The 20,998-nt window shown below is 61.7% G+C and carries 20 protein-coding genes; 10 read left to right on the forward strand and 10 right to left on the reverse strand.

From position 1 onward, the window contains the following. Positions 1-48 precede the first annotated feature (48 nt). Positions 49-2,247 (forward strand): catalase/peroxidase HPI, encoded by a 2,199-nt coding sequence (gene katG, locus NKH63_RS27725; protein WP_352919669.1) that lies wholly within the window; start codon positions 49-51, stop codon positions 2,245-2,247. A 77-nt stretch (positions 2,248-2,324) separates the two neighbouring features. On the opposite strand, the gene NKH63_RS27730 is transcribed toward katG, so the two are convergent. Beyond that, on the reverse strand, positions 2,325-3,002 hold the full coding sequence (locus tag NKH63_RS27730) for an MIP family channel protein (RefSeq protein ID WP_352641539.1): 678 nt from the start codon (positions 3,000-3,002) through the stop codon (positions 2,325-2,327). A 348-nt stretch (positions 3,003-3,350) separates the two neighbouring features. Between NKH63_RS27730 and NKH63_RS27735 the strand changes: the two genes are divergently transcribed. The 4 genes from NKH63_RS27735 to guaA all read left to right on the forward strand — a co-directional run bounded on the left by NKH63_RS27735 (position 3,351) and on the right by guaA (position 7,571). Further along, positions 3,351-4,640, forward strand: coding sequence for an RsmB/NOP family class I SAM-dependent RNA methyltransferase (locus NKH63_RS27735; RefSeq protein ID WP_352919672.1), 1,290 nt, complete (start codon positions 3,351-3,353; stop codon positions 4,638-4,640). A gap of 145 nt (positions 4,641-4,785) precedes the next feature. After that, entirely contained in the window at positions 4,786-5,244 is a 459-nt protein-coding gene (locus NKH63_RS27740) for a PaaI family thioesterase (protein WP_352910808.1), read from the forward strand. Between the two features lie 27 nt (positions 5,245-5,271). After that, the gene (locus NKH63_RS27745; RefSeq protein WP_352919675.1) at positions 5,272-5,922 is read left to right on the forward strand and encodes a 5'-methylthioadenosine/S-adenosylhomocysteine nucleosidase; all 651 of its coding nucleotides are present in this window, start codon (positions 5,272-5,274) and stop codon (positions 5,920-5,922) included. Positions 5,923-6,008: 86 nt separating this feature from the next. Further along, on the forward strand, positions 6,009-7,571 hold the full coding sequence (gene guaA, locus NKH63_RS27750; RefSeq protein ID WP_352482341.1) for a glutamine-hydrolyzing GMP synthase: 1,563 nt from the start codon (positions 6,009-6,011) through the stop codon (positions 7,569-7,571). 262 nt (positions 7,572-7,833) lie between these two features. Here the strand turns inward: guaA and NKH63_RS27755 are convergent, their stop codons facing one another. Next, positions 7,834-8,433, reverse strand: coding sequence for an NADPH-dependent F420 reductase (locus tag NKH63_RS27755; protein ID WP_352716861.1), 600 nt, complete (start codon positions 8,431-8,433; stop codon positions 7,834-7,836). Between the two features lie 407 nt (positions 8,434-8,840). Between NKH63_RS27755 and NKH63_RS27760 the strand changes: the two genes are divergently transcribed. Next, entirely contained in the window at positions 8,841-9,074 is a 234-nt protein-coding gene (locus tag NKH63_RS27760) for a hypothetical protein (RefSeq protein WP_023716496.1), read from the forward strand. A gap of 159 nt (positions 9,075-9,233) precedes the next feature. On the opposite strand, the gene NKH63_RS27765 is transcribed toward NKH63_RS27760, so the two are convergent. Further along, on the reverse strand, positions 9,234-10,364 hold the full coding sequence (locus NKH63_RS27765; protein ID WP_352482497.1) for an aminopeptidase: 1,131 nt from the start codon (positions 10,362-10,364) through the stop codon (positions 9,234-9,236). Positions 10,365-10,628: 264 nt separating this feature from the next. Here NKH63_RS27765 and NKH63_RS27770 point away from each other — a divergent pair, with 264 nt between their 5' ends. From NKH63_RS27770 to NKH63_RS31405, 3 genes are all read left to right on the forward strand, one after another. Next, on the forward strand, positions 10,629-11,288 hold the full coding sequence (locus NKH63_RS27770; protein ID WP_352482339.1) for a L,D-transpeptidase: 660 nt from the start codon (positions 10,629-10,631) through the stop codon (positions 11,286-11,288). Positions 11,289-11,298: 10 nt separating this feature from the next. Continuing rightward, positions 11,299-11,811, forward strand: coding sequence for an OmpA family protein (locus NKH63_RS27775; RefSeq protein ID WP_352482338.1), 513 nt, complete (start codon positions 11,299-11,301; stop codon positions 11,809-11,811). A gap of 414 nt (positions 11,812-12,225) precedes the next feature. Next, complete coding sequence (locus NKH63_RS31405) at positions 12,226-12,498, forward strand: ASCH domain-containing protein (protein WP_502896372.1); 273 nt, start codon at positions 12,226-12,228, stop codon at positions 12,496-12,498. Here NKH63_RS31405 and NKH63_RS27780 read toward each other — a convergent pair. The 4 genes from NKH63_RS27780 to NKH63_RS27795 all read right to left on the reverse strand — a co-directional run bounded on the left by NKH63_RS27780 (position 12,393) and on the right by NKH63_RS27795 (position 15,393). Next, entirely contained in the window at positions 12,393-13,229 is an 837-nt protein-coding gene (locus NKH63_RS27780; protein WP_352919679.1) for an SDR family NAD(P)-dependent oxidoreductase, read from the reverse strand. The genes NKH63_RS31405 and NKH63_RS27780 overlap by 106 nt on opposite strands. 164 nt (positions 13,230-13,393) lie before the next feature. After that, the gene (locus tag NKH63_RS27785) at positions 13,394-13,897 is read right to left on the reverse strand and encodes an SRPBCC domain-containing protein (protein ID WP_352547369.1); all 504 of its coding nucleotides are present in this window, start codon (positions 13,895-13,897) and stop codon (positions 13,394-13,396) included. Between the two features lie 3 nt (positions 13,898-13,900). Next, complete coding sequence (locus tag NKH63_RS27790) at positions 13,901-14,500, reverse strand: NADPH-dependent F420 reductase (RefSeq protein ID WP_502895877.1); 600 nt, start codon at positions 14,498-14,500, stop codon at positions 13,901-13,903. Positions 14,501-14,658: 158 nt separating this feature from the next. Then, on the reverse strand, positions 14,659-15,393 hold the full coding sequence (locus NKH63_RS27795) for an SDR family NAD(P)-dependent oxidoreductase (protein ID WP_292208972.1): 735 nt from the start codon (positions 15,391-15,393) through the stop codon (positions 14,659-14,661). A 268-nt stretch (positions 15,394-15,661) separates the two neighbouring features. Here NKH63_RS27795 and NKH63_RS27800 point away from each other — a divergent pair, with 268 nt between their 5' ends. Then, positions 15,662-16,558 carry a LysR family transcriptional regulator gene (locus NKH63_RS27800; RefSeq protein WP_023716506.1) on the forward strand — a complete coding sequence of 299 codons (897 nt, stop codon included), beginning with the start codon at positions 15,662-15,664 and terminating at the stop codon, positions 16,556-16,558. A gap of 202 nt (positions 16,559-16,760) precedes the next feature. Here NKH63_RS27800 and NKH63_RS27805 read toward each other — a convergent pair whose 3' ends face one another. The 3 genes from NKH63_RS27805 to NKH63_RS27815 form a co-directional block, all read right to left on the reverse strand. After that, positions 16,761-18,986, reverse strand: a complete 2,226-nt coding sequence (locus NKH63_RS27805; protein WP_023716507.1) for a mechanosensitive ion channel family protein — start codon at positions 18,984-18,986, stop codon at positions 16,761-16,763. A gap of 423 nt (positions 18,987-19,409) precedes the next feature. Continuing rightward, a complete protein-coding gene (locus NKH63_RS27810; protein WP_352482335.1) occupies positions 19,410-20,492 on the reverse strand; it encodes an adenylate/guanylate cyclase domain-containing protein in 1,083 nt (360 codons plus the stop codon). 3 nt (positions 20,493-20,495) lie between these two features. After that, the gene (locus NKH63_RS27815; RefSeq protein WP_352482333.1) at positions 20,496-20,987 is read right to left on the reverse strand and encodes a Rab family GTPase; all 492 of its coding nucleotides are present in this window, start codon (positions 20,985-20,987) and stop codon (positions 20,496-20,498) included. Between the last annotated feature and the right edge of the window lie 11 nt (positions 20,988-20,998).

Consider the following 20,998-nt stretch of genomic DNA (forward strand, 5'->3'; position numbering starts at 1 on the left):
CCGGAAAATCAACAAAATCCCGGAAAATCGACAAAATCGGAGGCAAAGATGGACGCGAAAACCGACGACAACAGCGCCGGCAAATGCCCGGTCCCACATGGATCGGCCAGGAGGAGCAATCGTGACTGGTGGCCGAACCAGCTTGACCTTGCCGTCCTCCACCAGCAGTCCAGCCTCTCGGACCCGATGGACGAGGACTTCGACTACGCCAAGGAATTCAAGAGCCTCGATCTCGATGCGGTGATCAGGGATCTGCACCAGGTGATGACCGATTCGCAGGATTGGTGGCCGGCCGATTTCGGCCATTACGGCCCGCTCTTCATCCGCATGGCCTGGCACAGTGCCGGCACCTATCGCATCGGCGATGGCCGTGGCGGCGCCGGCGCCGGCCAGCAGCGTTTCGCGCCGCTCAACAGCTGGCCGGACAACGCCAATCTCGACAAGGCGCGCCGGCTGCTGTGGCCGGTCAAGCAGAAATACGGCCGCAAGATCTCCTGGGCCGACCTGTTGATCCTCACCGGCAACGTCGCGCTGGAATCGATGGGCTTCAAGACCTTCGGCTTCGCCGGCGGCCGCGCCGATGTCTGGGAGCCCGAGCAGGACGTCGACTGGGGGTCGGAAACCAAGTGGCTCGACGACGAGCGCTATTCCGGCGACCGCGAACTTCAGGGCCATCTCGGCGCCGTGCAGATGGGGCTGATCTACGTCAACCCGGAAGGGCCGAACGGCACGCCCGATCCATTGGCCTCGGCACGCGACATCCGCGAAACCTTCGCCCGCATGGCCATGAACGATGAGGAAACCGTGGCGCTGATCGCCGGCGGCCACACTTTCGGCAAGACCCACGGCGCCGGCGATGCGTCGCTGGTCGGGGCGGAGCCGGAAGGCGCTGGCATCGAAGCGCAGGGCCTCGGGTGGTCGAGCAAGCATGCCACCGGCATTGCCGGCGATGCCATCACCTCGGGCCTCGAGGTGACGTGGACCACGACGCCGACCAAATGGAGCAACAACTTCTTCGACAATCTGTTCAACTACGAATGGGAACTGACCAAGAGCCCGGCCGGCGCCCATCAGTGGACACCGAAGGGCGGCGCCGGTGCAGGCACCGTGCCGGATGCGCACAATGCCTCGAAGCGCCGCGCCCCGGCGATGCTGACCACCGACCTCGCGCTACGCGTCGACCCGGCCTACGAGAAGATCTCGCGGCGGTTCCACCAGAATCCGGATCAGTTCGCCGATGCCTTCGCGCGCGCCTGGTTCAAGCTGACCCATCGCGACATGGGTCCCGTCGTCCGCTATCTCGGCCCGCTCGTGCCGAAGGAAGAGCTGATCTGGCAGGATCCGATACCGGCAGTCGACCACGAACTGGTCGGCGAACAGGATATCGCCTCGCTGAAGGCGAAGATCCTGGCCTCCGGCCTGTCCGTGTCCGAGCTGGTCTCGACCGCCTGGGCCTCGGCCTCGACTTTCCGCGGCTCCGACAAGCGCGGCGGCGCCAACGGCGCCCGCATCCGCCTGGCGCCGCAGAAGGACTGGGAGGTCAACCAGCCGGCGCAGCTGGCCAACGTGCTCGAAAAGCTCGAAGGCATCCAGAGCGAGTTTAACGCCGGGCAGTCCGGCGACAAGAAAGTCTCGCTTGCCGACCTCATCGTTCTCGGCGGCGTCGCCGCGGTCGAGAAGGCGGCGAAAGACGGCGGCCATGACGTCAAGGTGCCGTTCACGCCAGGCCGCATGGACGCCTCGCAGGAACAGACCGATGTCCAGTCCTTCGCCGCGCTCGAGCCGAAAGTCGATGGCTTCCGCAACTACGTCAGGGGCAAGCCGCCGATGTCGGTCGAAGCGATGCTGGTCGACCGGGCGCAGCTGCTGACCTTGACGGCGCCGGAGATGACTGTGCTCGTCGGCGGCTTGCGAGTGCTCGGCGCCAACACCGGCAAGTCGAAGCACGGGGTGTTCACCGACAGGCCGGGCACGTTGACCAACGATTTCTTCGTCAACCTGCTCTCCATGAACACGGTCTGGGATCCGGCCGCCGGCTCCGATGAAGTCTACGAAGCGCGCGACCGCAAGACCAGGGCGGTCAAGTGGACCGGCACCCGCGCCGATCTGATCTTCGGCTCGCACGCGCAGTTGCGGGCGCTTGCCGAGGTCTACGGCTCGGCCGACGCCGGGCAGAAGTTCGTCAGGGATTTCGCCGCGGCCTGGACCAAGGTGATGAACGCCGACCGTTTTGACCTCGCGGCCTGATCCAGCACACGAAGTTCTCGACGCAACAAAAAAGGCGCGGGCCTCGACCCGCGCCTTTTCGTTGGGCCTCCGAAAAGTCAGTCCTTCTCGAAAATGCCGGCCTTGGCAACCACGCCGGCAATGGCGCCGCCGATCAGCGGCGCGACGATGAACAGCCACAGCTGGCCGATCGCCGCAGTTCCCGAAAACAGCGCCGGTCCGATCGAACGGGCCGGGTTGAGCGATGTGCCGGTCACCGGGATGATGGCGAAATGCAGGCCGGCCAGCGTCAGGCCGATTACGAGGCCGGCGAAGGCCGTGGTGTGCTTGGCGTTGGTGACGCCGAGGATCACCGTGACGAAGGTGAAGGTTCCGATCAGCTCCCACAGGAAGGCCGAGCTGACGCCCCATTTCGTCACGTCCCAGCCATTGGCGCCGAAGCCGCCGGTGTGGCCGCCGACCTGTCCGGAGACGATGATCCACAGTGCCAGCGATGCGATGATGGCGCCGATGATCTGCGCGATCCAGTAGGGAATGACGTCCCTGGCCGGCATCCGCCCGGCAAGGAACACGCCGAGCGTCACCGCCGGATTGAGATGCGCGCCCGAGATCGGGCCGATCGCATAGGCCGCCGCGATCAGGCCGATGCCGAATGCCAGACCGATACCTTCCTGGCCAAGCGGCAGCGCGCCGCCGAAGCCGCCCGTCACCACCGAAGCCGTGCCGATGAACACCAATAGAAACGTGCCTAGAACTTCCGCCAGATAAGTTTTCATTGCCCTCTCCTCGTATCGACCCGCGGCTCCGCTTTTTTCTGCGACGCGAATCACCGCGCAAAAGAGTATTCGCAACCGCAAAAGTTGCAAAGCAGCGCAGTTGCACCTGCCGGCGTGCTTGTGCTCGCCAGACAAGAACATTAGAGGCTTATAATATATTGATCGAATTATTTGGTTCCGCATGCCGACGCCCGCTTGGTGGCGGCGGCTCGCGATGCACCAACCCACATTCGTCACCCGCCTTGCATGGATTGTCTCGCCGTCGGGGAAACAGACTGTTTCAATCAGGACACGAAAAGCTCTAAGAGCAGGGCCGGATTTTATTTTGCTGAGTAATGGAAGACGACAATGAGACTGGGCGGGCGGCTGGCGGCAGCCATCGAAGTGCTTGACGACATCGGCCGGCGCCACCGGCCGGTGGCCGATGCGCTGAAGGACTGGGGCCTGTCGCACCGCTTCGCCGGTGGCGGCGACCGCGCCGCGATCGGCAACATCGTCTACGACGCGCTGCGCCGCAAACGCTCCGCCGGCTGGCTGCTCGGCGAGGAGAAGCCGCGCGCCATCGGCTTCGGCGCGCTGCTGCTCGAATGGGGCCAGACGGCGCAGTCGCTGAACGAGGCGCTCGAGGGCGACAAGTTCGCGCCGCCGCTGCTGAGCGCCGACGAATTGAAAACCCTCGCCGCTCGCCGGCTCACCGACGCGCCGCCGGCTGTCAGGGCAGACATCCCCGACTGGTGCATGCCGCTGTTCGAGCGGGCGTTCGGCACGGCCTGGGTGGAAGAGGGTGCCGCGCTTGGCACTCGCCCGCCGCTCGACCTCAGGGTCAACACGCTCAAGGCCGATCGTGGCAAGGTGCTGGCGGAATTGGCGGAGACCGGCGCCAAGCCTGCGCGGATCGCGCCGCACGGCATCCGCATCCCGCCGATCGACGGCGACGGCAGGCACCCGAACGTGCAGGCCGAACCGGCCTTCCAGAAAGGCTGGTTCGAGGTTCAGGACGAAGGTTCGCAGATTGCGGCCGAACTGGCCGGCGCCGAGCCTGGCATGCAGGTGCTCGACTTTTGTGCCGGCGCCGGCGGCAAGACGCTGGCGCTGTCTGCGGCGATGGACAATCGCGGCCAGATCTTCGCCCACGATGCCGAGAAGGCAAGGCTGGCGCCGATATTCGACCGCATCCGCCGCTCGGAAAACCGCAATGTGCAGATCGTCACCAAGCCGGCCGAGCTTGCGCCGCTCGGCAAGCACATGGATATCGTCCTGATCGATGCGCCCTGCACCGGCAGCGGCACGTGGCGGCGCCGGCCGGATGCCAAATGGCGGCTGACGCAAAGGCAGCTCGACGCCCGCAAGGGCGAGCAGGAGACGATACTCGATGCCGCCAAGGACTTCGTCAAACCCGGCGGCCTGCTGGTCTACATCACCTGTTCGGTGTTCGACGAGGAGAATGGCGACCAGGTTTCGGCCTTCCGGGACCGCCATCCCGGCTTTGTCCCGGTCGATCACCGCCAGCTTTGGGACAGCCGTTTTGCGGGCCACGAAGCGGCAGTGCGTATTGGCGCCGCGGGCGGCATTTCGCTGTCGCCGTTGCTGAGCGGCACCGACGGCTTTTATTTCTGCGCGCTGCGGCGGGCTGGCTGAACGGTTGCCGGATGTCGCCGATCTCGCTTCTTATCAGCAGGTTTAGCCAATTGCTGCAGTGCAGCATTTGCGATTGCCTGCCGCCCACCCCTCTGCGATAAATGCCTCTGCAATAAGATTTGTCGAGAAACGAAGGGCGACGGCCATGGCAGCAAAGATCGTTCCTGCTCCCGATTATGAGGACCGCGTCAGGACGTCCTTCGCGCGCCAGAACGCGATGATGACGATTGGCGCCGAGCTGACGCTGGTGACGCCCGGTATCATCGAGATCGAAATGCCCTATTCGTCGGCACTGACCCAGCAGCACGGCTTTCTTCATGCCGGCGTCATTTCGACGGCTCTCGATTCGGCCTGTGGCTATGCGGCATTCTCGCTGATGCCGGAAAATTCCGGCGTGCTGACCATCGAGTTCAAGGTCAATCTGCTGGCGCCCGGCCGGGGCGAGCGCTTCCTGTTCCGCGGCTCGGTGACCAAGCCCGGTCGCACCATTATCGTCGCCGATGGCCAGGCCTATGCGTTCGCCACCGACGGCGAGGCCAAGCTGATCGCCACAATGACCGGAACGATGATGACGGTGCTCGGCCGCGACGGTATCGAGGGCTGAGGAACGGGCAGGGGAGGATGGACGATCATGGCCGGCAAGACACCTGGTGAGCTCACCCTGATCTCCGGCAAGTCCGTTCTCTTCGTCATGGCGGCCGAGGCCGAATACGGCCCACACTTGCAGCGGCTGTTCACGCCGCTGCTGACCGGCGTCGGACCGGTCGAGGCCGGCGTCGGGCTCAGCGCCGAACTGTCCCGGCTGCACGCCGGGAAGGCGCTGCCGGATCTCGTCGTGTCGCTCGGGTCGGCGGGCAGCCGGACGCTGGAGCAAACGGAAATCTACCAGGCCGTTTCGGTTGGCTACCGCGACATGGACGCCTCGCCCTTGGGATTCGAGAAGGGCGCCACGCCGTTTCTCGACCTGCCGGTGAGCGTGCCCCTGCCGTTCAGGATACCAGGCATCAGGCCGGCGACGCTGTCCACCGGCGCGGCAATCGTCTCCGGCGCCACCTACGAGGCGATCGCGGCCGATATGGTCGACATGGAGACCTTCGCCTGCCTGCGCGCCTGTCAGCTGTTCGACGTGCCGCTTATCGGCCTGCGCGGCATTTCCGACGGGGCGGCCGATCTAAGACACGTCGGCGACTGGACGGAATACCTGCATGTCATCGACGAGAAGCTGGCCGCGGCGGTGCAACTGCTGGAACAGGCGATCGCGTCTGACACGCTGCAGTTTTGACCTGTCCCATGAAGATGCGGATTCGGAGTGAGAGAGACGCCCCGCAACCCATTGCGCCGACTCGTTTCTTTCTTTAAACGCTCGCCATGAAAACAGCCAATCATCCCGACACCGTCCTGATTGTCGATTTCGGCAGCCAGTTCACTCAGCTGATTGCCCGCCGCATTCGCGAGGCCGGCGTCTTTTCCGAGATCGTGCCCTTCCAGTCGGCTGAGGCGGCGTTCAAGCGCATCAATCCAAAGGCGGTGATCCTGTCCGGCGGTCCGGCCTCGACCAGCGACATCGGCAGTCCGCGCGCGCCACAGATCGTCTTCGACGCCGGCGTGCCGGTGCTCGGCATCTGCTATGGCCAGATGGCGATGTGCGTGCAGATGGGCGGCGTCGCCGAAAGCTCCGACCATCGCGAGTTCGGCCGCGCCTTCGTCGAGATCGCCAAGGACAGCCCGTTGTTCGAGGGCCTGTGGGCGCCCGGCCAGCGCCACCAGGTGTGGATGAGCCATGGCGACCGTGTCATCTCCCTGCCGAAGGGATTCGAGGTGCTCGGAAAATCGGAGGGCTCGCCCTTCGCCATCTTCGGCAATGTTGAGCGCAAGATGTACGGCCTCATGTTCCACCCCGAAGTGGTGCACACGCCGGACGGCGCCAGGCTGCTCCAAAACTTCGTCCACAACATCGCCGGCATCGAAGGCGACTGGACGATGCGGGCCTACCGTGAGCACGCGGTCGAGACGATCCGCAAGCAGGTCGGCAAGGGCAAGGTGATCTGCGCGCTTTCGGGCGGCGTCGATTCCTCGGTCGCGGCCCTGCTGATCCACGAGGCGGTCGGCGATCAGCTGACCTGCATCCTCGTCGACCACGGGCTGATGCGCAAGGACGAGGCGGCCGGCGTGGTGGAGATGTTTCGCCAGCACTACAATCTGCCGCTGATCCTGGTCGATGCTTCGGACCGTTTTATCGGCGCGCTCGAGGGCGAGTCGGATCCGGAGAAGAAGCGCAAGACCATCGGCCGGCTGTTCATTGAAGTGTTCGAGGAGGAGGCCGAGAAGCTCGGCGGCGCCGATTTCCTGGCGCAAGGCACGCTCTATCCCGACGTCATCGAAAGCGTCTCTTTCACCGGCGGACCGTCGGTGACGATCAAGTCGCACCACAATGTCGGAGGCCTACCCGCGCGCATGAACATGCAGCTGGTCGAGCCGCTGCGCGAATTGTTCAAGGACGAGGTGAGGGCGCTCGGCAAGGAGCTCGGCCTGCCCGACAGCTTCATCGGCCGGCATCCGTTCCCCGGCCCCGGTCTCGCCATCCGCTGCCCGGGCGGCATCACCCGCGAAAAGCTGGAGATCCTGCGTGAGGCCGATGCCATCTATCTGGATGAGATCCGCAAGGCCGGCCTCTACGACGCCATCTGGCAGGCCTTCGCCGTGCTGCTGCCGGTGCAGACCGTCGGCGTGATGGGTGACGGCCGCACCTACGAATTCGTCTGCGCGCTGCGCGCCGTCACCTCGGTAGATGGCATGACTGCGGATTTCTACCACTACGACATGGCATTCCTGGGCGCCGCCGCCACCCGCATCATCAACGAGGTGCGCGGCATTAACCGCGTCGTCTACGACGTGACGAGCAAACCGCCAGGCACGATCGAGTGGGAGTGAGGAGGGAGTGCGGTGGAGTAGTATCGGATAGCAGAGGACACTCGAGCGAATCCTAGGCCATCGATAGCAGCCGATAGGTTCTAGGCGACCGGCAGATCTGCCGCTGTGTCGGGCGTCTCCCCGCTCTTCGAACGGCGCCCATACCCCGTCGGGCCCACCCCAACCTTCGCGACTTTGTGGCCTTCAAATATTCGGTCGCGCGCTGCTCGAAGAAGTTAGCGCGCGACCAGTTCTCGGCGTCGACCACACGGTCGTAGATCGATTACTGCTCCTTCTTGAACAGGTCCTGGAAGATGAGCTGGCCCCAAGTGCGGCCGCGTGCGTGAACCAGCGCGCCACCCTCGCTGAGCTTTCCCAGCTTGACGGGTGCGAACCCGAGTTGTTTGGCCAAGGCCGCCACCGGAGCGGTCGCGTCCTCGTCGTCGCTCGACAGAAAGACGACCCGGTGCACGCCCTCGACGATCGGATCGGCAGCCAGGGTGGCCGCAATCAGGTGATTGAACCCTTTCACGAATTTGGCGCCGGTGAACGCCTTCGCGACGAAGGCGGAGGACGGGAGACCGTCCAGCTCTTCAGGGACTGGAAACGCGTTCATCGCGTCGATGACCGTCTTGCCTTTCCAACTCGGCAGGACCTTCGCAACCTCGCGATGCTCCCCGAACGGGACCGCCAAGATGATTGTGTCGGCCTCGAGTGCATCCCGCAGCGACTTGGCGACGACCGTGGGTCCAATCGCCCGAGCCTGCGGCGCCAGCGCCTCGAGCGGCCGGCGGCTCGCGACGGTCACGTCGATGTTTTTACGGGCGAAGGCGTGGGCGAGGGCCTGGCCTACCGCACCGAATCCTACAATCGCATAGCTCATAATACTTCTCCGATCCGTGTTGGTCTTGATTCCCCGGCCCTCAACGGCGCTGGGTTATCCGTTTCGCTGCATGGCGACCTTCGCGAGATCTTCGGACTGCCACCCCAAGCGATGCGCGTCATCGGTTCGAATTCCTGAATTGACGCGTAGACGTCCTGCCGTGAACGACTTCCGCGCGGCCGGACGGTCAGCCGCGCGGCAGGCAAGCCCGGATACTCGAACGTGTGCGTCCAATCCTCCTCACTCGTTCATGTCGACATGGCTTGCGATCTCCGACTCAGGCGGAACCTATGACTCACAACCGACCCCAAGGAACACTGTTGCCGCCCATCTAGCCGTCTTATCGGTATCGGCGAAGCCGCTGATCTGTGCTAAGCCGCCGCCCGAATAGCCAAAGGAGTACACCCGTGAGCGAGCCGACCGTGGCCGAGGCGACCGACAGCATCTATGCATCGCTCCGGGCGAACAATGCCGACATCGACGCACATATCGCGGCGCTCAAAGCAGCGCTGACGCGAGAGGGGATAGAACAGGCGGTGTTCGATCCGGCAAGGCTGGCACAGAACAACCGTTCGGGCCGCAAGCTGATGCAGGCTTATTTTCGGCAGCGCGGCGTGAGCGTGAGGTTTTCGGCCTCGTAGGGGCGCACACTGAGGCGCCACAGCCCGCCGGCAATCATTGTGGTCCAGGACCCCTCGGGGAGTTCAGGCAAGTCCGCTTTTGGCTTCTGTAGGCCGACATGCGTCTTCTGGCCCCGCCGACGTCAAAGTACCTAGGAAATCGGCCGACAAATGGTCAATTCAATCACCTGCGCTGGCTGCCGAGTACATCAGCGACCGATTCGCCGCTTCTGGCCTTCGGATTTGACCGGCCCAATCGCATGTATCTGCCGCCTCGAGCGCTTCGGCGCGGTCAGATTTGTCTAACGCTCCTATCCGTCGAACCGACGCGAAGAACCGTGGATAGTCGCCCGAACACAAATCGAATAAGCGGAGAAACGCAGTCACCCGATCGCTGTAGACGGAAGTCGCGGCGAGCTTTGCGTTGTTGATCGGAGCATCGAACCAGGCGTCATATCCACGGTATCCACCCCAGCGCCTGTCGCGCATCTGTCGGTATCGCGTCCTCAGCCGTTCGATCGCGGCCTTCTTCGCGGCCCACTTCTGCTCAGAAGTAACATCGTCGTCATAGACATGCCTTAGCTCGTCCCGGGTCTGCGACACCAGCACAAGAAATTCAGCTCTGCGCCTCCGGTCGGCTTCGTAACGGCGCAATCCGGCAGTATCGCCGGTCGCGCGCAGCCATTTTCTCACACCCGTTGTTTCGACAGCGACAGCGAACGCTTCGTTGAACGAGGAATCGTCATGCACGTAGACGCGCTGGTGAGCGAGTTCGTGGAATACCAGCCCTGCAAGATACGTTTCATCTTGGCTGAGCATGGTGCTTAGCAGCGGGTCACTTGACCAGCCGAGCGTGGAATATGCAGTGATGCCCGTCACATAGATGTCCAGGCCCTGTCTCTGAAGTTCCACAGCGGTTTCAATCGCAGACCTTTTGGAGAAGTACCCTCGGTACGGTACGCATCCGAACACCGGAAAGCACCATGTTCGTGGCGTCAGCGAGAATTCCGGCGCTGCAAAGATGGCCCATGTCACCGCGTCTCGACCAACGTCAACATAGCTGCGGTAGCTGTTGTTGTCCGGCAGCGCTAGTTCATCTATCGCAAACTGTCGGATGGCGCTCGCCGATGCCATTCGAGCGCGCAATGTCCCAGGGGTCGAAGGATTGTCGATCAGCTCTCCGACATCCTGGCGCGCCGCCATGATCTCCACGTGACCCTTCAAGGATTGTGCGTAGTAGGAAATGCTGGTGCAACCTGCCACGCCGGACATCACGATCATCGCAGCAACCGAACGAAAAGCATGCATCATGCCCACGGCATCGCTCACACTTCCGGATAGGGCAAATGTCGCAACTACGCCCGGTCCCAAACAGTCGCGCCAATTTGGTAAGGTCCTGGAGGGGGTTTAGGTTAGACGTTTGTCCTCGGCAAGATAGTCACAATTCGGTCACTCGCCGCCAAATTGCCGAATGTCCGGACACGGCCGACTTAAGCAACGCAGCATTTTCCACTTTGAGGCGAAATAATTCTCAACTATGGTCCGCCAGGCTTTAGGCATGGGGGAATATTGCCGATGGTTTTATCACGCAGGGGTGTCGTGCTCGGTGGCCTGGCGCTGGTCGCGGTGGGTGCAACCAGCAATATTGCTCAAGCCGCGGCGGCAAAATCCTTTTTCGCCGGTACCGCCAGCGACAACAATTTTGTCTATCGCAAGACCAACTTCGCCAAGATCGACAAGAGATGGCATCGCCAGATCGTCAAGTATTTCAGCAGCGAGCCGGTCGGCACCGTCGTGGTCGATACCCGCCACCACTTCCTCTACGTCATCATGGAAAACAAGACCGCCATCCGCTACGGCGTCGGCGTCGGCAAGGACGGCTTCAAATGGTACGGCCGCGCGACGATCGACCGCCGCGCGCTGTGGCCGCAATGGGTCCCGCCCCCCGAAATGCGTAAGCGCAAGCCGGACCTACCACCCATGGTCGCAGGCGGCGCGTCCAACAATCCGCTCGGGCCGCGCGCGCTCTATTTGCACCGCGACGGCGCCGACACCGGCTACCGCCTGCATGGCACGCTGGAGCCATGGAGCATCGGCACCGACGCTTCCAGCGGCTGCATCCGTATGTTCCCGGAAGACATCATCGACCTCTACCAGCGCTGCCCGATCGGCACCGCGGTGCAGGTCCTGCCGCACATCGCCGACCAGGCGCCCGCTTCCACCACTGTCGAATGATTGGCGCCTCATGAACCGCACGATTGAAAACACGCGCCGGCTGCTCGCCGCCGGCCTGCTGGTGCTGGTCGCATCCTGCTCGACCAGCAACACGCTGGCCCCTTCCACGCCCGACGTCACCAACACCGAGGTTGCCGGCTTCCAGAACGTGCAGCCGGGCAGCGAGGAGGATTTTATCCTCAATGTCGGCCGCCGCACCTATTTCACGCAAGGTTCGGCCGCGCTCGATTCTGTCGCCAAGGCCACCCTCGACACCCAGATCGCCTGGTTAGCAAAGCATCCGCGCTGGCTGCTCAAGCTGCAGGGTTTCGCCGACGATCCCGGCGCAAGTGAAACGGCGCTGTCGCAGCAGCGCGCCGATGCGGTGATGGACTACCTCGCCGCCGGCGGCATAGACCGCAACCGCATGTGGGCCAAGGGCTACGGCAAGGACAGGCTCGTCCGTGAGTGCCCCGACAACGCCTGCAGGTCGCAGAACCGCCGGGTTGTGTCTAATTTGCGCGATGTGAGGGACGAGCCATAGGGCTGCTGTTTTGCTTGTGACCCGAAGCAGAGTCTCACACGCGACGGCGGCATGGCTGCTTTGCGCCTCATCTCAGTCGTTAACCCAAACTCTGCCTCGACTTGAAAGCGGTTGTTCCCACAACTGCAACAGCGGCAGCCAAGCGTCCTTTCTTTTGTGATGATCCCAAGAGCCATTGCTCTGCCACACTACGGCCTTTGGGTTACAGACAGGCGAGTGTGACGCCTGTTGCTTCGGCGTTTCCTGCGGGCTTGCGAACCGCAATATCGGAAGCAGATCGCTCGGTGACCTCCGTCGCCGATTTGGATCAATCAGCGGTTCACAATTTGTTTCGCGTAGGATAATGCCCGATCGTGGGAAATTTTGCGATCGTCACTGAATGAACAACCTTGACCTTTCCGCCACGACTTCGTTCTGAGCGTCAAGCCAGAGTACGCTACCAAGATTGTAAGCGGTCAGAAGAAAGTCGAACTGAGGCGTCGATTTCCGCACCTTTACACGCGCGGCAGCGTCGACTTCTTCCGCACATATCCCGGAATGTATGTGCCGCGGCCGCTGATACTGCGATGTCAGGTCCTCGGTCAACCACTGCAGCATATCGCGTACGAGACCCTGGCTTTGACCACGCCGCCATCCACCCGCAAAGCCGCGCCGGTTGTCGCCGAAGCCTGCTCCGAGCATGCGTAGATGATCATGTTGGCCACCTCATCGGTGGTCGCGAAGCGTTGGATGAGGGTGGTCGGACGCATCGCCTTCAAGAAGCCCTGTTCGGCCTCCTGCTGCGTGATTCCGTTTGCGTCAGCCTGCTTCGCCATGAAGTCGCCCAGGATCTCAGAGCGGGTAGGTCCCGGCAGGACGGCGTTGATTGTGACACCCGTGCCCGCGACCGCCTCGGCGAGCCCGCGCGACACCGCGAGTTGAGCGGTCTTGGTCATGCCGTAGTCGAGCATTTCCTTAGGGATGTTGACTGCGGACTCGCTACTTACAAACACGACGCGGCCCCAGCCTTTCGCCACCATCCGCGGCAGATAATGACGGGTCACGCGCACGCCACTCATTACGTTCAACTGGAAGAGGCCAAGCCAGTCCTCGTCGGGGATCTTCGCGATGTCCTCGACGCCACTGTAGCTCCGGATGTGAGCCGTACCAACATTGTTCACAAGGATATCGGCGTCCGGCGCCTGCGCGATCAAGGCCTGGGCACCCTCCGCTGTCGCAAGATCGGCGGCGATGCCCGAGATGTCGCTTCCGGGAAAGGCCTGCCGCATCTGCCTCACCGCCTCGTCGACCCGGGTATTCCCACGGCCGTTGACGACGACCGATGCACCGGCACGGGCAAACCCCTCCGCCGTCGCGCGGCCGATTCCGGCGGTGGATCCGGTGACAATCGCCTTGCGGCCCCTGAGTTCAATATTCATGTCATTTATCTCCAATGGTAGGTGGGTGATCATCCGCCGATCCAGGCTGGAAGCGCCCGTCGTCTGTTGAGTACCGACAATATTCGGGACGAAGGCAGGCCCAGTACTGTTCGGTCGAAAGCGTTGCGGCCCAAGCAACCGGCCAGGCCTTAAGACAAGCCCATTCAACTTGCCCTGCTTGCCACTTCCGCCTCCGCAGCGCGGGCGAGGCTTTCGACCCATTCCTGGTGATAGCGGTAGAGTGCACCGGGATGCTTGCGCCCGAGTTCCTCAAGGAACCAAGGGCCCTGCTGCGTTTCTTCGGTCAGCACATGGCAGCCATCGACCGTAGGAGTGATGACCCAGCCGTGGTACGCGCTCGAGCCGGTCTCGTCGCCATCGACCGTCGTCGCCCACGCGAGCCTGCGGAAGGGTTCACACTCCGTCACGACCAGACTCATCGGAAAGCCAACCGTCACCCGGCTGTATCTGGTTTGAAGCGCCAGTTCCGGCTTGCCGGTCAAGATCTTGACCTGATCTTCGGCGGGAAAGTAGCTCGACCAATTCTCGGCATCGACGAGCAGCTTCCAGACCACTTCAGCCGGCGCCTTCACGTCAATGTCGTTGAGTGCGTAGATGGCCGACGTTTTCGGATCATATCGCTCGGGCCAAATCACATGATCATACATCGATTACTGCTCCTTCTTGAACAAATCCTGGAAGATGAGCTGGCCCCAAGTGCGGCCGCGTGCGTGCACCAGCGCGCCACCCTCGTTGAGCTTTCCCAGCTTGACGGGTGCGAACCCGAGTTGTTTGGCCAAGGCCGCCACCGGAGCGGTCGCGTCCTCGTCGTCGCTCGACAGAAAGACGACCCGGTGCACGCCCTCGACGATCGGATCGGCAGCCAGGGTGGCCGCAATCAGGTGATTGAACCCTTTCACGAATTTGGCGCCGGTGAACGCCTTCGCGACGAAGGCGGAGGACGGGAGACCGTCCAGCTCTTCAGGGACTGGAAACGCGTTCATCGCGTCGATGACCGTCTTGCCTTTCCAGCTCGGCAGGGCCTTCGCAACCTCGCGATGCTCCCCGAACGGGACCGCCAAGATGATTGTGTCGGCCTCGAGTGCATCCCGCAGCGACTTGGCGACGACCGTGGGTCCAATCGCCCGAGCCTGCGGCGCCAGCGCCTCGGGCGGCCGGCGGCTCGCGACGGTCACGTCGATGTTTTTACGGGCGAAGGCGTGGGCGAGGGCCTGGCCTATCTTACCGAATCCTACAATAGCGTAGCTCATAGTGCTTCTCCGATCCGTATTGGTCTTGATTCCCCGGCCCTCAACGGCGCTGGGTTATCCGTTCTACTGTGTGGCGTCCTTTGCGTAGACGTCCCGGCGTTCCATCATGGACACGCTAGTTCCCGCCGGTCAGCCGCTTCCCGCGATCCGCCGCGATTTCAGATGGCCGAGAAGCCTCCGTCGACAGACAACTCCAGCCCATTCACGAAGCTCGAATCGTCTGAAGCAAGAAACAGCGCGGCCGTCGCAATTTCCTCAGGACGCCCCATCTTTCCCCGCGGGATCAGGGATTCGAACATCCGCTTCCCCTCCTCGTCGAGAACTTGGTCCTGCATCGGTGTGGCGATCGGCCCCGGGTGCAGCACGTTCACCCGGATATTCCTTCCCTTCAGCTCGTTGAGCCACCCGCGTGCGAATGCGTGCAACGCCGCCTTGCTCGCCGCATACACGCTGTAACCAGGAAAACCTTTCACCGAAGCAACTGATCCGGTCATGAAGATCGATCCGCCATCGTTGAACAGCGGCAACGCCTTTTGCACCGTGAACAGCGTGCCGCGCGTATTCAGGCCGAAGGTCGCATCGAAATGCTGCTCGGTAATCTCGCCCAGTGGGACGGCTTCGCCCGTGCCGGCGCTCGCATACAGGACGTCGATCTTGCCCTTTTCCCGCTTGACTGTATCGAACAGGCGGTCGAGGTCATCGAGATTGGCCGCATCGCCGCGCACGCCGGTCACGTTCCGGCCGATCAGCTTGACGGCCTCGTCCAGCGCCTCCTGTCTCCGGCCCGTGATGAAAACATAGGCGCCTTCTTCAACGAACCGCTTGGCGCTCGCCAGCGCCATGCCGCTCGATCCACCCGTGATGACTGCAACCTTACCCTCAAGCTTTCCCATGACTTCTCCTTTCGTGGTGTCGGGACAGCATCTGCCTCCGAGAACCTCGAAATGGGTCCGCCGGCGTCAGGTGTTGAGTGCGGAAGCGCGCACATCGGTGGTGCGAAATCGATCCGGCTGGACGACTGAGGCCAGCCGCGACGATCGGCGTCCGCCGTTCGAAATTGGGCCGCGCTCGTCGACATAGGCTATGATGACCGCCCGTACTGCTGTTCGATGTGTTAAATACGGGCTTTGGAAGGCGCACCGCGCGGTGCCGGATTGCACCATGATCGACTGGGATGACGTTCGCTACTTTCTTGCCGTCTCGCGCGGAGGCTCCGTGCGGGCTGCCGCCGAGCGCCTCGGTGTGAACCACTCGACCGTGCTGCGACGCGTCGCCCAGCTCGAGGAACGCCTCGGGGTGCACATGTTCGAAAAGCTGCCTTCGGGCTACCGCCTGACGGCTGCGGGCGAGGAGGTCCTCGAGTTCGCGGACCAGATGGAAGTGTCGTCGCACCTGCTGGAGACGCGCGTCTTCGGGCGCGACCAGAGCGTGCGCGGGCTTCTGCGGGTGACGCTGGCACCGCCCCTCGCGACACACCTGCTCATGCCGGATTTCGCCGATTTCGCGCGTCTGCATCCGGACATCGAGATGGAAATCTTGTCGTCCGGCGAGCTGGCAAATCTGACCAACCGGGAGGCCGACGTCGCGATCCGCGTCGTCTACGACCGCAAAACCCTGCCGCTCAATCTTCACGGCCTGAAGGGACCGGAGCTGTTCGGCGGCGTCTACATGTCTCGCGATCGACTAGCCGCGTGGCGTGCGGGCGCGCCTGATCCCATCCGGTGGATCGTCATAAGCATTCATGGCATCCCGGATTGGGCCAGCGAGGGTGAGGTTCGTACCACGGGGGTTCCGTTCAGGACCACGGACGGCGAGGCGCAGATCGTTGCAGTACGGCAAGGGCTCGGGATGACGACACTGCCGTGCTTCGTCGGAGATGCCGACCCCCTACTGGTGAGGGTGCCGGGCACCGACCTGCACATGTACGGAACGCTCTGGCTTCTCACACAGGGGGAGACACGCAAGACGAAGCGCGTGCGGCTCTTCACCGAGTTCGTATCCCGCAGGCTCGCCGCGTACGCGCCGCTTCTCGCGGGACGGTCCTTATCGCGTGACTGACGCGCGGCAGGTAGCCGATGGCGCTGTCTCGAACGTACCGCTGTATCAACTTACGCAGCCCGATGTAAATCTCGGGACGGACTCTGGTTGTAGACTGCCTCGTGACCGTCTTTTTCGTCTTAACGGTTGAAGATAGAAGAGTATCCCTGCCACGGGCGATGCGCGGAAAGCGACGCTGTGACCGGCAGGTGTCACAGCTTTCCTACTCCGGTGTGCTGGCTTTTTTTCTGCGCCGAATAGTGTGCGACTGCGCAACGGCCATTTTCAACTCGGGTGTGATCTCCAACGGCGCATTCTCTGCCCCATGTGGGTTCTGTAGCCCCTGGACCTGGACGGTCGGAAATGGGAGTTCGATGCCCTGCTCTTTGAAGACTTGGCGGAGGCGTACATAGAATTTGCGTTTCATACCGAAGGCGCCTCCCGGTTTGGTTGTGGCCTTGACCCTCAATACGATGCCGTATTCGCCGAACTCCTGTACGCCCTGCATCTTGATCGGGTCGAGCACCCAGTGTTTGAACTCGGGATCTTCCGCCAGTTCGAGGCCGATCCGCTTGATCAGCTTGCGAGCGAAGTCGATATCGGTGTCATAACCAACGGTGATGTTGAATTTGTCGATAACCCAGTCACGACTCTGGTTCTGGACTGCCCCGAGTTCACCGAAAGGTATCGTGAACAGCGGACCACGATGGTGGCGCAGCTTCACCGAGCGCAGCGAAAAGCTTTCCACAGTACCCTTGTAATTGCCCGATGAAATGTATTCGCCGACACGGAACGCATCATCGAGCAGGAAAAACACGCCTGAAATGACGTCCTTGACGATGGTTTGTGCCCCAAAGCCCACGGCGACGCCGACGACGCCAGCGCCGGCGATCAGCGGGCCGATCTGGATACCCAGCGAGGCGAGCATCATAAGCACCGCCATCACGATGATCGATGCGAGCAGAATGTTCTGGAGGATCGGCAAGAGCGTGTGCAGCCGCGCCTGCTGCGGATCGAGGACCGGGACATCCTCGTCGCTGATCACAGGGTGCGGTGTTTCGATGCCCAGCTTTCGTTCGATCAAAGCTTTGATGATCGACCAGCCGAAATCGGCTGCTAGGGCAATGACCACGACATTGACCAAGCCGCGCAATATGAACGTCGTCGTCGTATCGCTGTCCCGCATGGATTGCATGTCCAGACCCCAGACACGTGCGAGAAAGTAAGCCGCCGCCAAGATGAAAATCATTCGGATTGCGCGATCGATGACAGCGATCGTCACCGCCGGGATCGTAGGCCGGCCGACATCTTCCGAACCTGGTCGCAGAACGAAATTAACCCCGCGCTGCGTCATCACGATTGCAAAAGGCAGGAAGAATGCGGCGAAGGTAAACCAGAAGTATGTATAAAGGCCGGCGATGCGCTGCAGGAACAGGACGACGAAATAAGCAGTCAATAGCCATGTCGCTTCCGTGTGACCGATGTGGCGCGCACCGTCTCGCTGCGTTCTTGGCCGACGCCAAACCGCGAGCAGCAGGAGCACCAGCAGCACGAAGTCGGCGCCCAGTGACAGGACCATCATTCCGTCCTGATCGATGCCGAGACCTGGCAAGAGGATAAACGCGGCGCCGAAGAAGGCGAAGACGCCGACGATCCGGGGTAGCCAATAGGACCAATGGTCAGCCGCTTCGTTGGTGATCGGCAAAGCACGAACCTCGACGGCATTCTCGACATTCATGAAGGAAGGGACGAGCATGGCCATGACGTACATGCGCACACCCCATGTAACGACTGCCGCCATCAGAAATGTCAGTACAATCTCGCGGATAAGCATTGGCCAGTCGAACAACATGAACGCGCCGGCGCTGCCCAGTGCGAAAGAGACGATCAGCATGCTGGAATAAAGCATGCGACCACCAATCTTCTTGGCTCGCCCAATCGGCGTATCCTTCGGTTGCGCGATAATCCAAAGACGAAATGGACGGGTGAACTTGAACGTTGCCCAAGTGAGTGCCAGGCCGGCAGCGATGAACATCGCAATCAGCACAAATACGGCGGCTGACCCCTTGCTGGACATATCCTCCATCGTCTCTGCCCGAACGCGCGCGAACTGGCCTGGCAGCAAGGGCAAAGTTCGCACGATTCTTTCGATATGATGCCTGATCCCATCAAGCGTCGAGGATGCCATCGTATTCATCTGGCCGGGTGCGGCCACGGCGCCGGACGATGCGTCGGTCGGCGAAGCTCCTGTCTCGGCAGGCGCTCCCGTTGACCCGGCGTCCTGATTTCGCTGTTCGGCCACCCAGGCCTTCACTGATGGATCGTCGAGAAGCTCGAGCAGCTGTTTGACCCTTTCAGGCGGGGCGGTCGCCGGCGCCTGCGCCTGTGCCTGACCTGTCAACAAAAGGGCGATCCCAAAGACGAGCGGCCTGGCAATCAGGGCAAACATCGCAGTCAGGTCTCCGAGACGCCGTGCCAGGCGCGCCAGGTTCCTGGCCCCCAATCGTCGAATGATGCGTGGCATCGTGCTGTTTAACCTTCCGGTCAGATCGGCTAGCAACGACATCTATGTCCGTTGTTGCCCTACCTTGAAGAAACCGATGTTGCGGTGCAAGACGTCATCGTTTCGACCCAGACCGTTACGCCGGGTACTTCGCGGTGTCTACTTAGCCGCCGGGGGAGGGCATTCCGACCTAGGCCCAGCCTCCAGCCGTTATATGAACTGCGCATCCGTGATGCTGGGCGTAAAAGACCCGGCACCAGGATCCCCCAGGCCAGAACGCGTATGCCGCGGTGGGCATCGCCGACCGAGGCTATGTGATGGAAACTGGGCGCATGACCGTGCAGGGAAGAACGATGGCGACGTCAGATATCAGGATCCGATTTCCCCCGGGAGCCGCCACATTCGCACACGACCTGTACCACGCAATTCCGTTTCCGCGAGTGGGTCGCAAGCAAAATTTGGTCCAAGCAGTTTGTGAGTTGCATCCGAAATACGGATTTCATCGGGCTCCGCGGACGTTTGGATACGTGCGGCGAGATTAACGGTGTCGCCCCATAGGTCATATGCAAACCGCCTTTTGCCTATGACGCCCGCCACGATTGGTCCTGAGTGAATTCCAATTCTGAGTCTTATCGGTTCTCCTGCGAAGCGTTCGAGCTTAACCGCCTTCCGCAGTTCAAGTGCATAGTGCGCAAGGGCTTCCGCATGATCGGATCGCGCGGCGGGCAGGCCAGCGACCACCATCACACAATCGCCGATTGTCTTGATCTTTTCGCAGCCGTATCGCTCCGAGAGCAGATCCGCCGCCTTGAAGAAGTAATTTAAAATAGCGAGCGTCGTCACGGCTCCGACGTTCCGCGCTCTTTCCGTAAAACCGACGATGTCGGCAAAAAGCACACTCACCTCTGCGTAGTTGTCTGCAATTTCTTCGTGCGCTTTTAGCCGCTCCGCGATAGACGCCGGAAGAATGTTGAGGAGCAGGGCTTCGGCGCGCTGGTATTCACGCGACAATCCCTCTTGGCTCGCCCTCAACGCCTCGTTCATCGATTGTAATTTCTCGTTGAGTTGACGCTCCCTCTCTTGCAGGAGCGTCATTTCATAAGCCTTCTGTTGAAGTCGCTGCCTATTGTCGCGTTCGGCAGTGGCGTCAAGAAAGAGCAGCCACACGCAGGCATTGTCAGCAAAAAGATGGAGGTCCGCGACACGCCCGCTGGGCAGTTCGACCATGGCCATATGATATGGAAGCTCCGGGCAGGGCAGCAAACCTTCCATGAATTCAAGCTGCTCGGCAACAGGCTTACCTATGCGAACTGATGAGAGTCCGTAATGTTCAACGTTACCGCCCTTCGCAGCTATGCAAAGCTGGGCGTCGATTTTCAGATATGCGACGGAGTGCTCGTTGTCGAAGAAATCGTAAATCCAGCTTCTGACTTCTCGTGGCAATTCATGCATGGTCTATTTGCTAACCATCGAAGCAAGATGACGAAACGCATCATCAACATGTTCACCCGAAAGCGCACTTGTTAGATAGATTTGCCATCCAAGTTGCCTCAGTTCGTTAATTTCACTATCCGATATTGCCCACCGATCGACCAGATCGGATTTGTTGAACAGCAATACAAACGGCATAGCGCCGAATTCCGCCTCGGCCCGCTCGCGCAACGTGAGCGCCACGGCAAGAGTAGCGGCGCGGGTTCCATCGACGACAAGCACGAGCCCGCTCGCACCTCGCACATAGCTGACGCGGAATGAGCCGATATCGTCTTCGCCGGCCAAATCCCACAAAATCAGATCCACGGTTTTGTCCGGGAATGCGACACTCTTCTTGTCGATTTTCACTCCCACCGTGGTCAAGTAGGTTTCGGAAAAGATGCTTTGCACAAACCTGCGAACCAGACTCGTCTTTCCGACAGCGAACCCGCCCAACATGCAGATCTTCTTTTGCAATATCCTGGGCT

Origin of the sequence: Mesorhizobium sp. M0960 (genome assembly GCF_040319055.1) — a bacterium.
Lineage (GTDB): Bacteria > Pseudomonadota > Alphaproteobacteria > Rhizobiales > Rhizobiaceae > Mesorhizobium.

Coding starts and splice junctions, on each gene's coding strand:
- katG (WP_352919669.1), top strand. CDS start 49: ATGGACGCGAAAACCGACGACAACAGCGCCGGCAAATGCCCGGTCCCA.
- NKH63_RS27730 (WP_352641539.1), bottom strand. CDS start 3,002: ATGAAAACTTATCTGGCGGAAGTTCTAGGCACGTTTCTATTGGTGTTC.
- NKH63_RS27735 (WP_352919672.1), top strand. CDS start 3,351: ATGAGACTGGGCGGGCGGCTGGCGGCAGCCATCGAAGTGCTTGACGAC.
- NKH63_RS27740 (WP_352910808.1), top strand. CDS start 4,786: ATGGCAGCAAAGATCGTTCCTGCTCCCGATTATGAGGACCGCGTCAGG.
- NKH63_RS27745 (WP_352919675.1), top strand. CDS start 5,272: ATGGCCGGCAAGACACCTGGTGAGCTCACCCTGATCTCCGGCAAGTCC.
- guaA (WP_352482341.1), top strand. CDS start 6,009: ATGAAAACAGCCAATCATCCCGACACCGTCCTGATTGTCGATTTCGGC.
- NKH63_RS27755 (WP_352716861.1), bottom strand. CDS start 8,433: ATGAGCTATGCGATTGTAGGATTCGGTGCGGTAGGCCAGGCCCTCGCC.
- NKH63_RS27765 (WP_352482497.1), bottom strand. CDS start 10,364: ATGATGCATGCTTTTCGTTCGGTTGCTGCGATGATCGTGATGTCCGGC.
- NKH63_RS27770 (WP_352482339.1), top strand. CDS start 10,629: ATGGTTTTATCACGCAGGGGTGTCGTGCTCGGTGGCCTGGCGCTGGTC.
- NKH63_RS27775 (WP_352482338.1), top strand. CDS start 11,299: ATGAACCGCACGATTGAAAACACGCGCCGGCTGCTCGCCGCCGGCCTG.
- NKH63_RS27780 (WP_352919679.1), bottom strand. CDS start 13,229: ATGAATATTGAACTCAGGGGCCGCAAGGCGATTGTCACCGGATCCACC.
- NKH63_RS27785 (WP_352547369.1), bottom strand. CDS start 13,897: ATGTATGATCATGTGATTTGGCCCGAGCGATATGATCCGAAAACGTCG.
- NKH63_RS27790 (WP_502895877.1), bottom strand. CDS start 14,500: ATGAGCTACGCTATTGTAGGATTCGGTAAGATAGGCCAGGCCCTCGCC.
- NKH63_RS27795 (WP_292208972.1), bottom strand. CDS start 15,393: ATGGGAAAGCTTGAGGGTAAGGTTGCAGTCATCACGGGTGGATCGAGC.
- NKH63_RS27800 (WP_023716506.1), top strand. CDS start 15,662: ATGATCGACTGGGATGACGTTCGCTACTTTCTTGCCGTCTCGCGCGGA.
- NKH63_RS27805 (WP_023716507.1), bottom strand. CDS start 18,986: ATGTTTGCCCTGATTGCCAGGCCGCTCGTCTTTGGGATCGCCCTTTTG.
- NKH63_RS27810 (WP_352482335.1), bottom strand. CDS start 20,492: ATGCATGAATTGCCACGAGAAGTCAGAAGCTGGATTTACGATTTCTTC.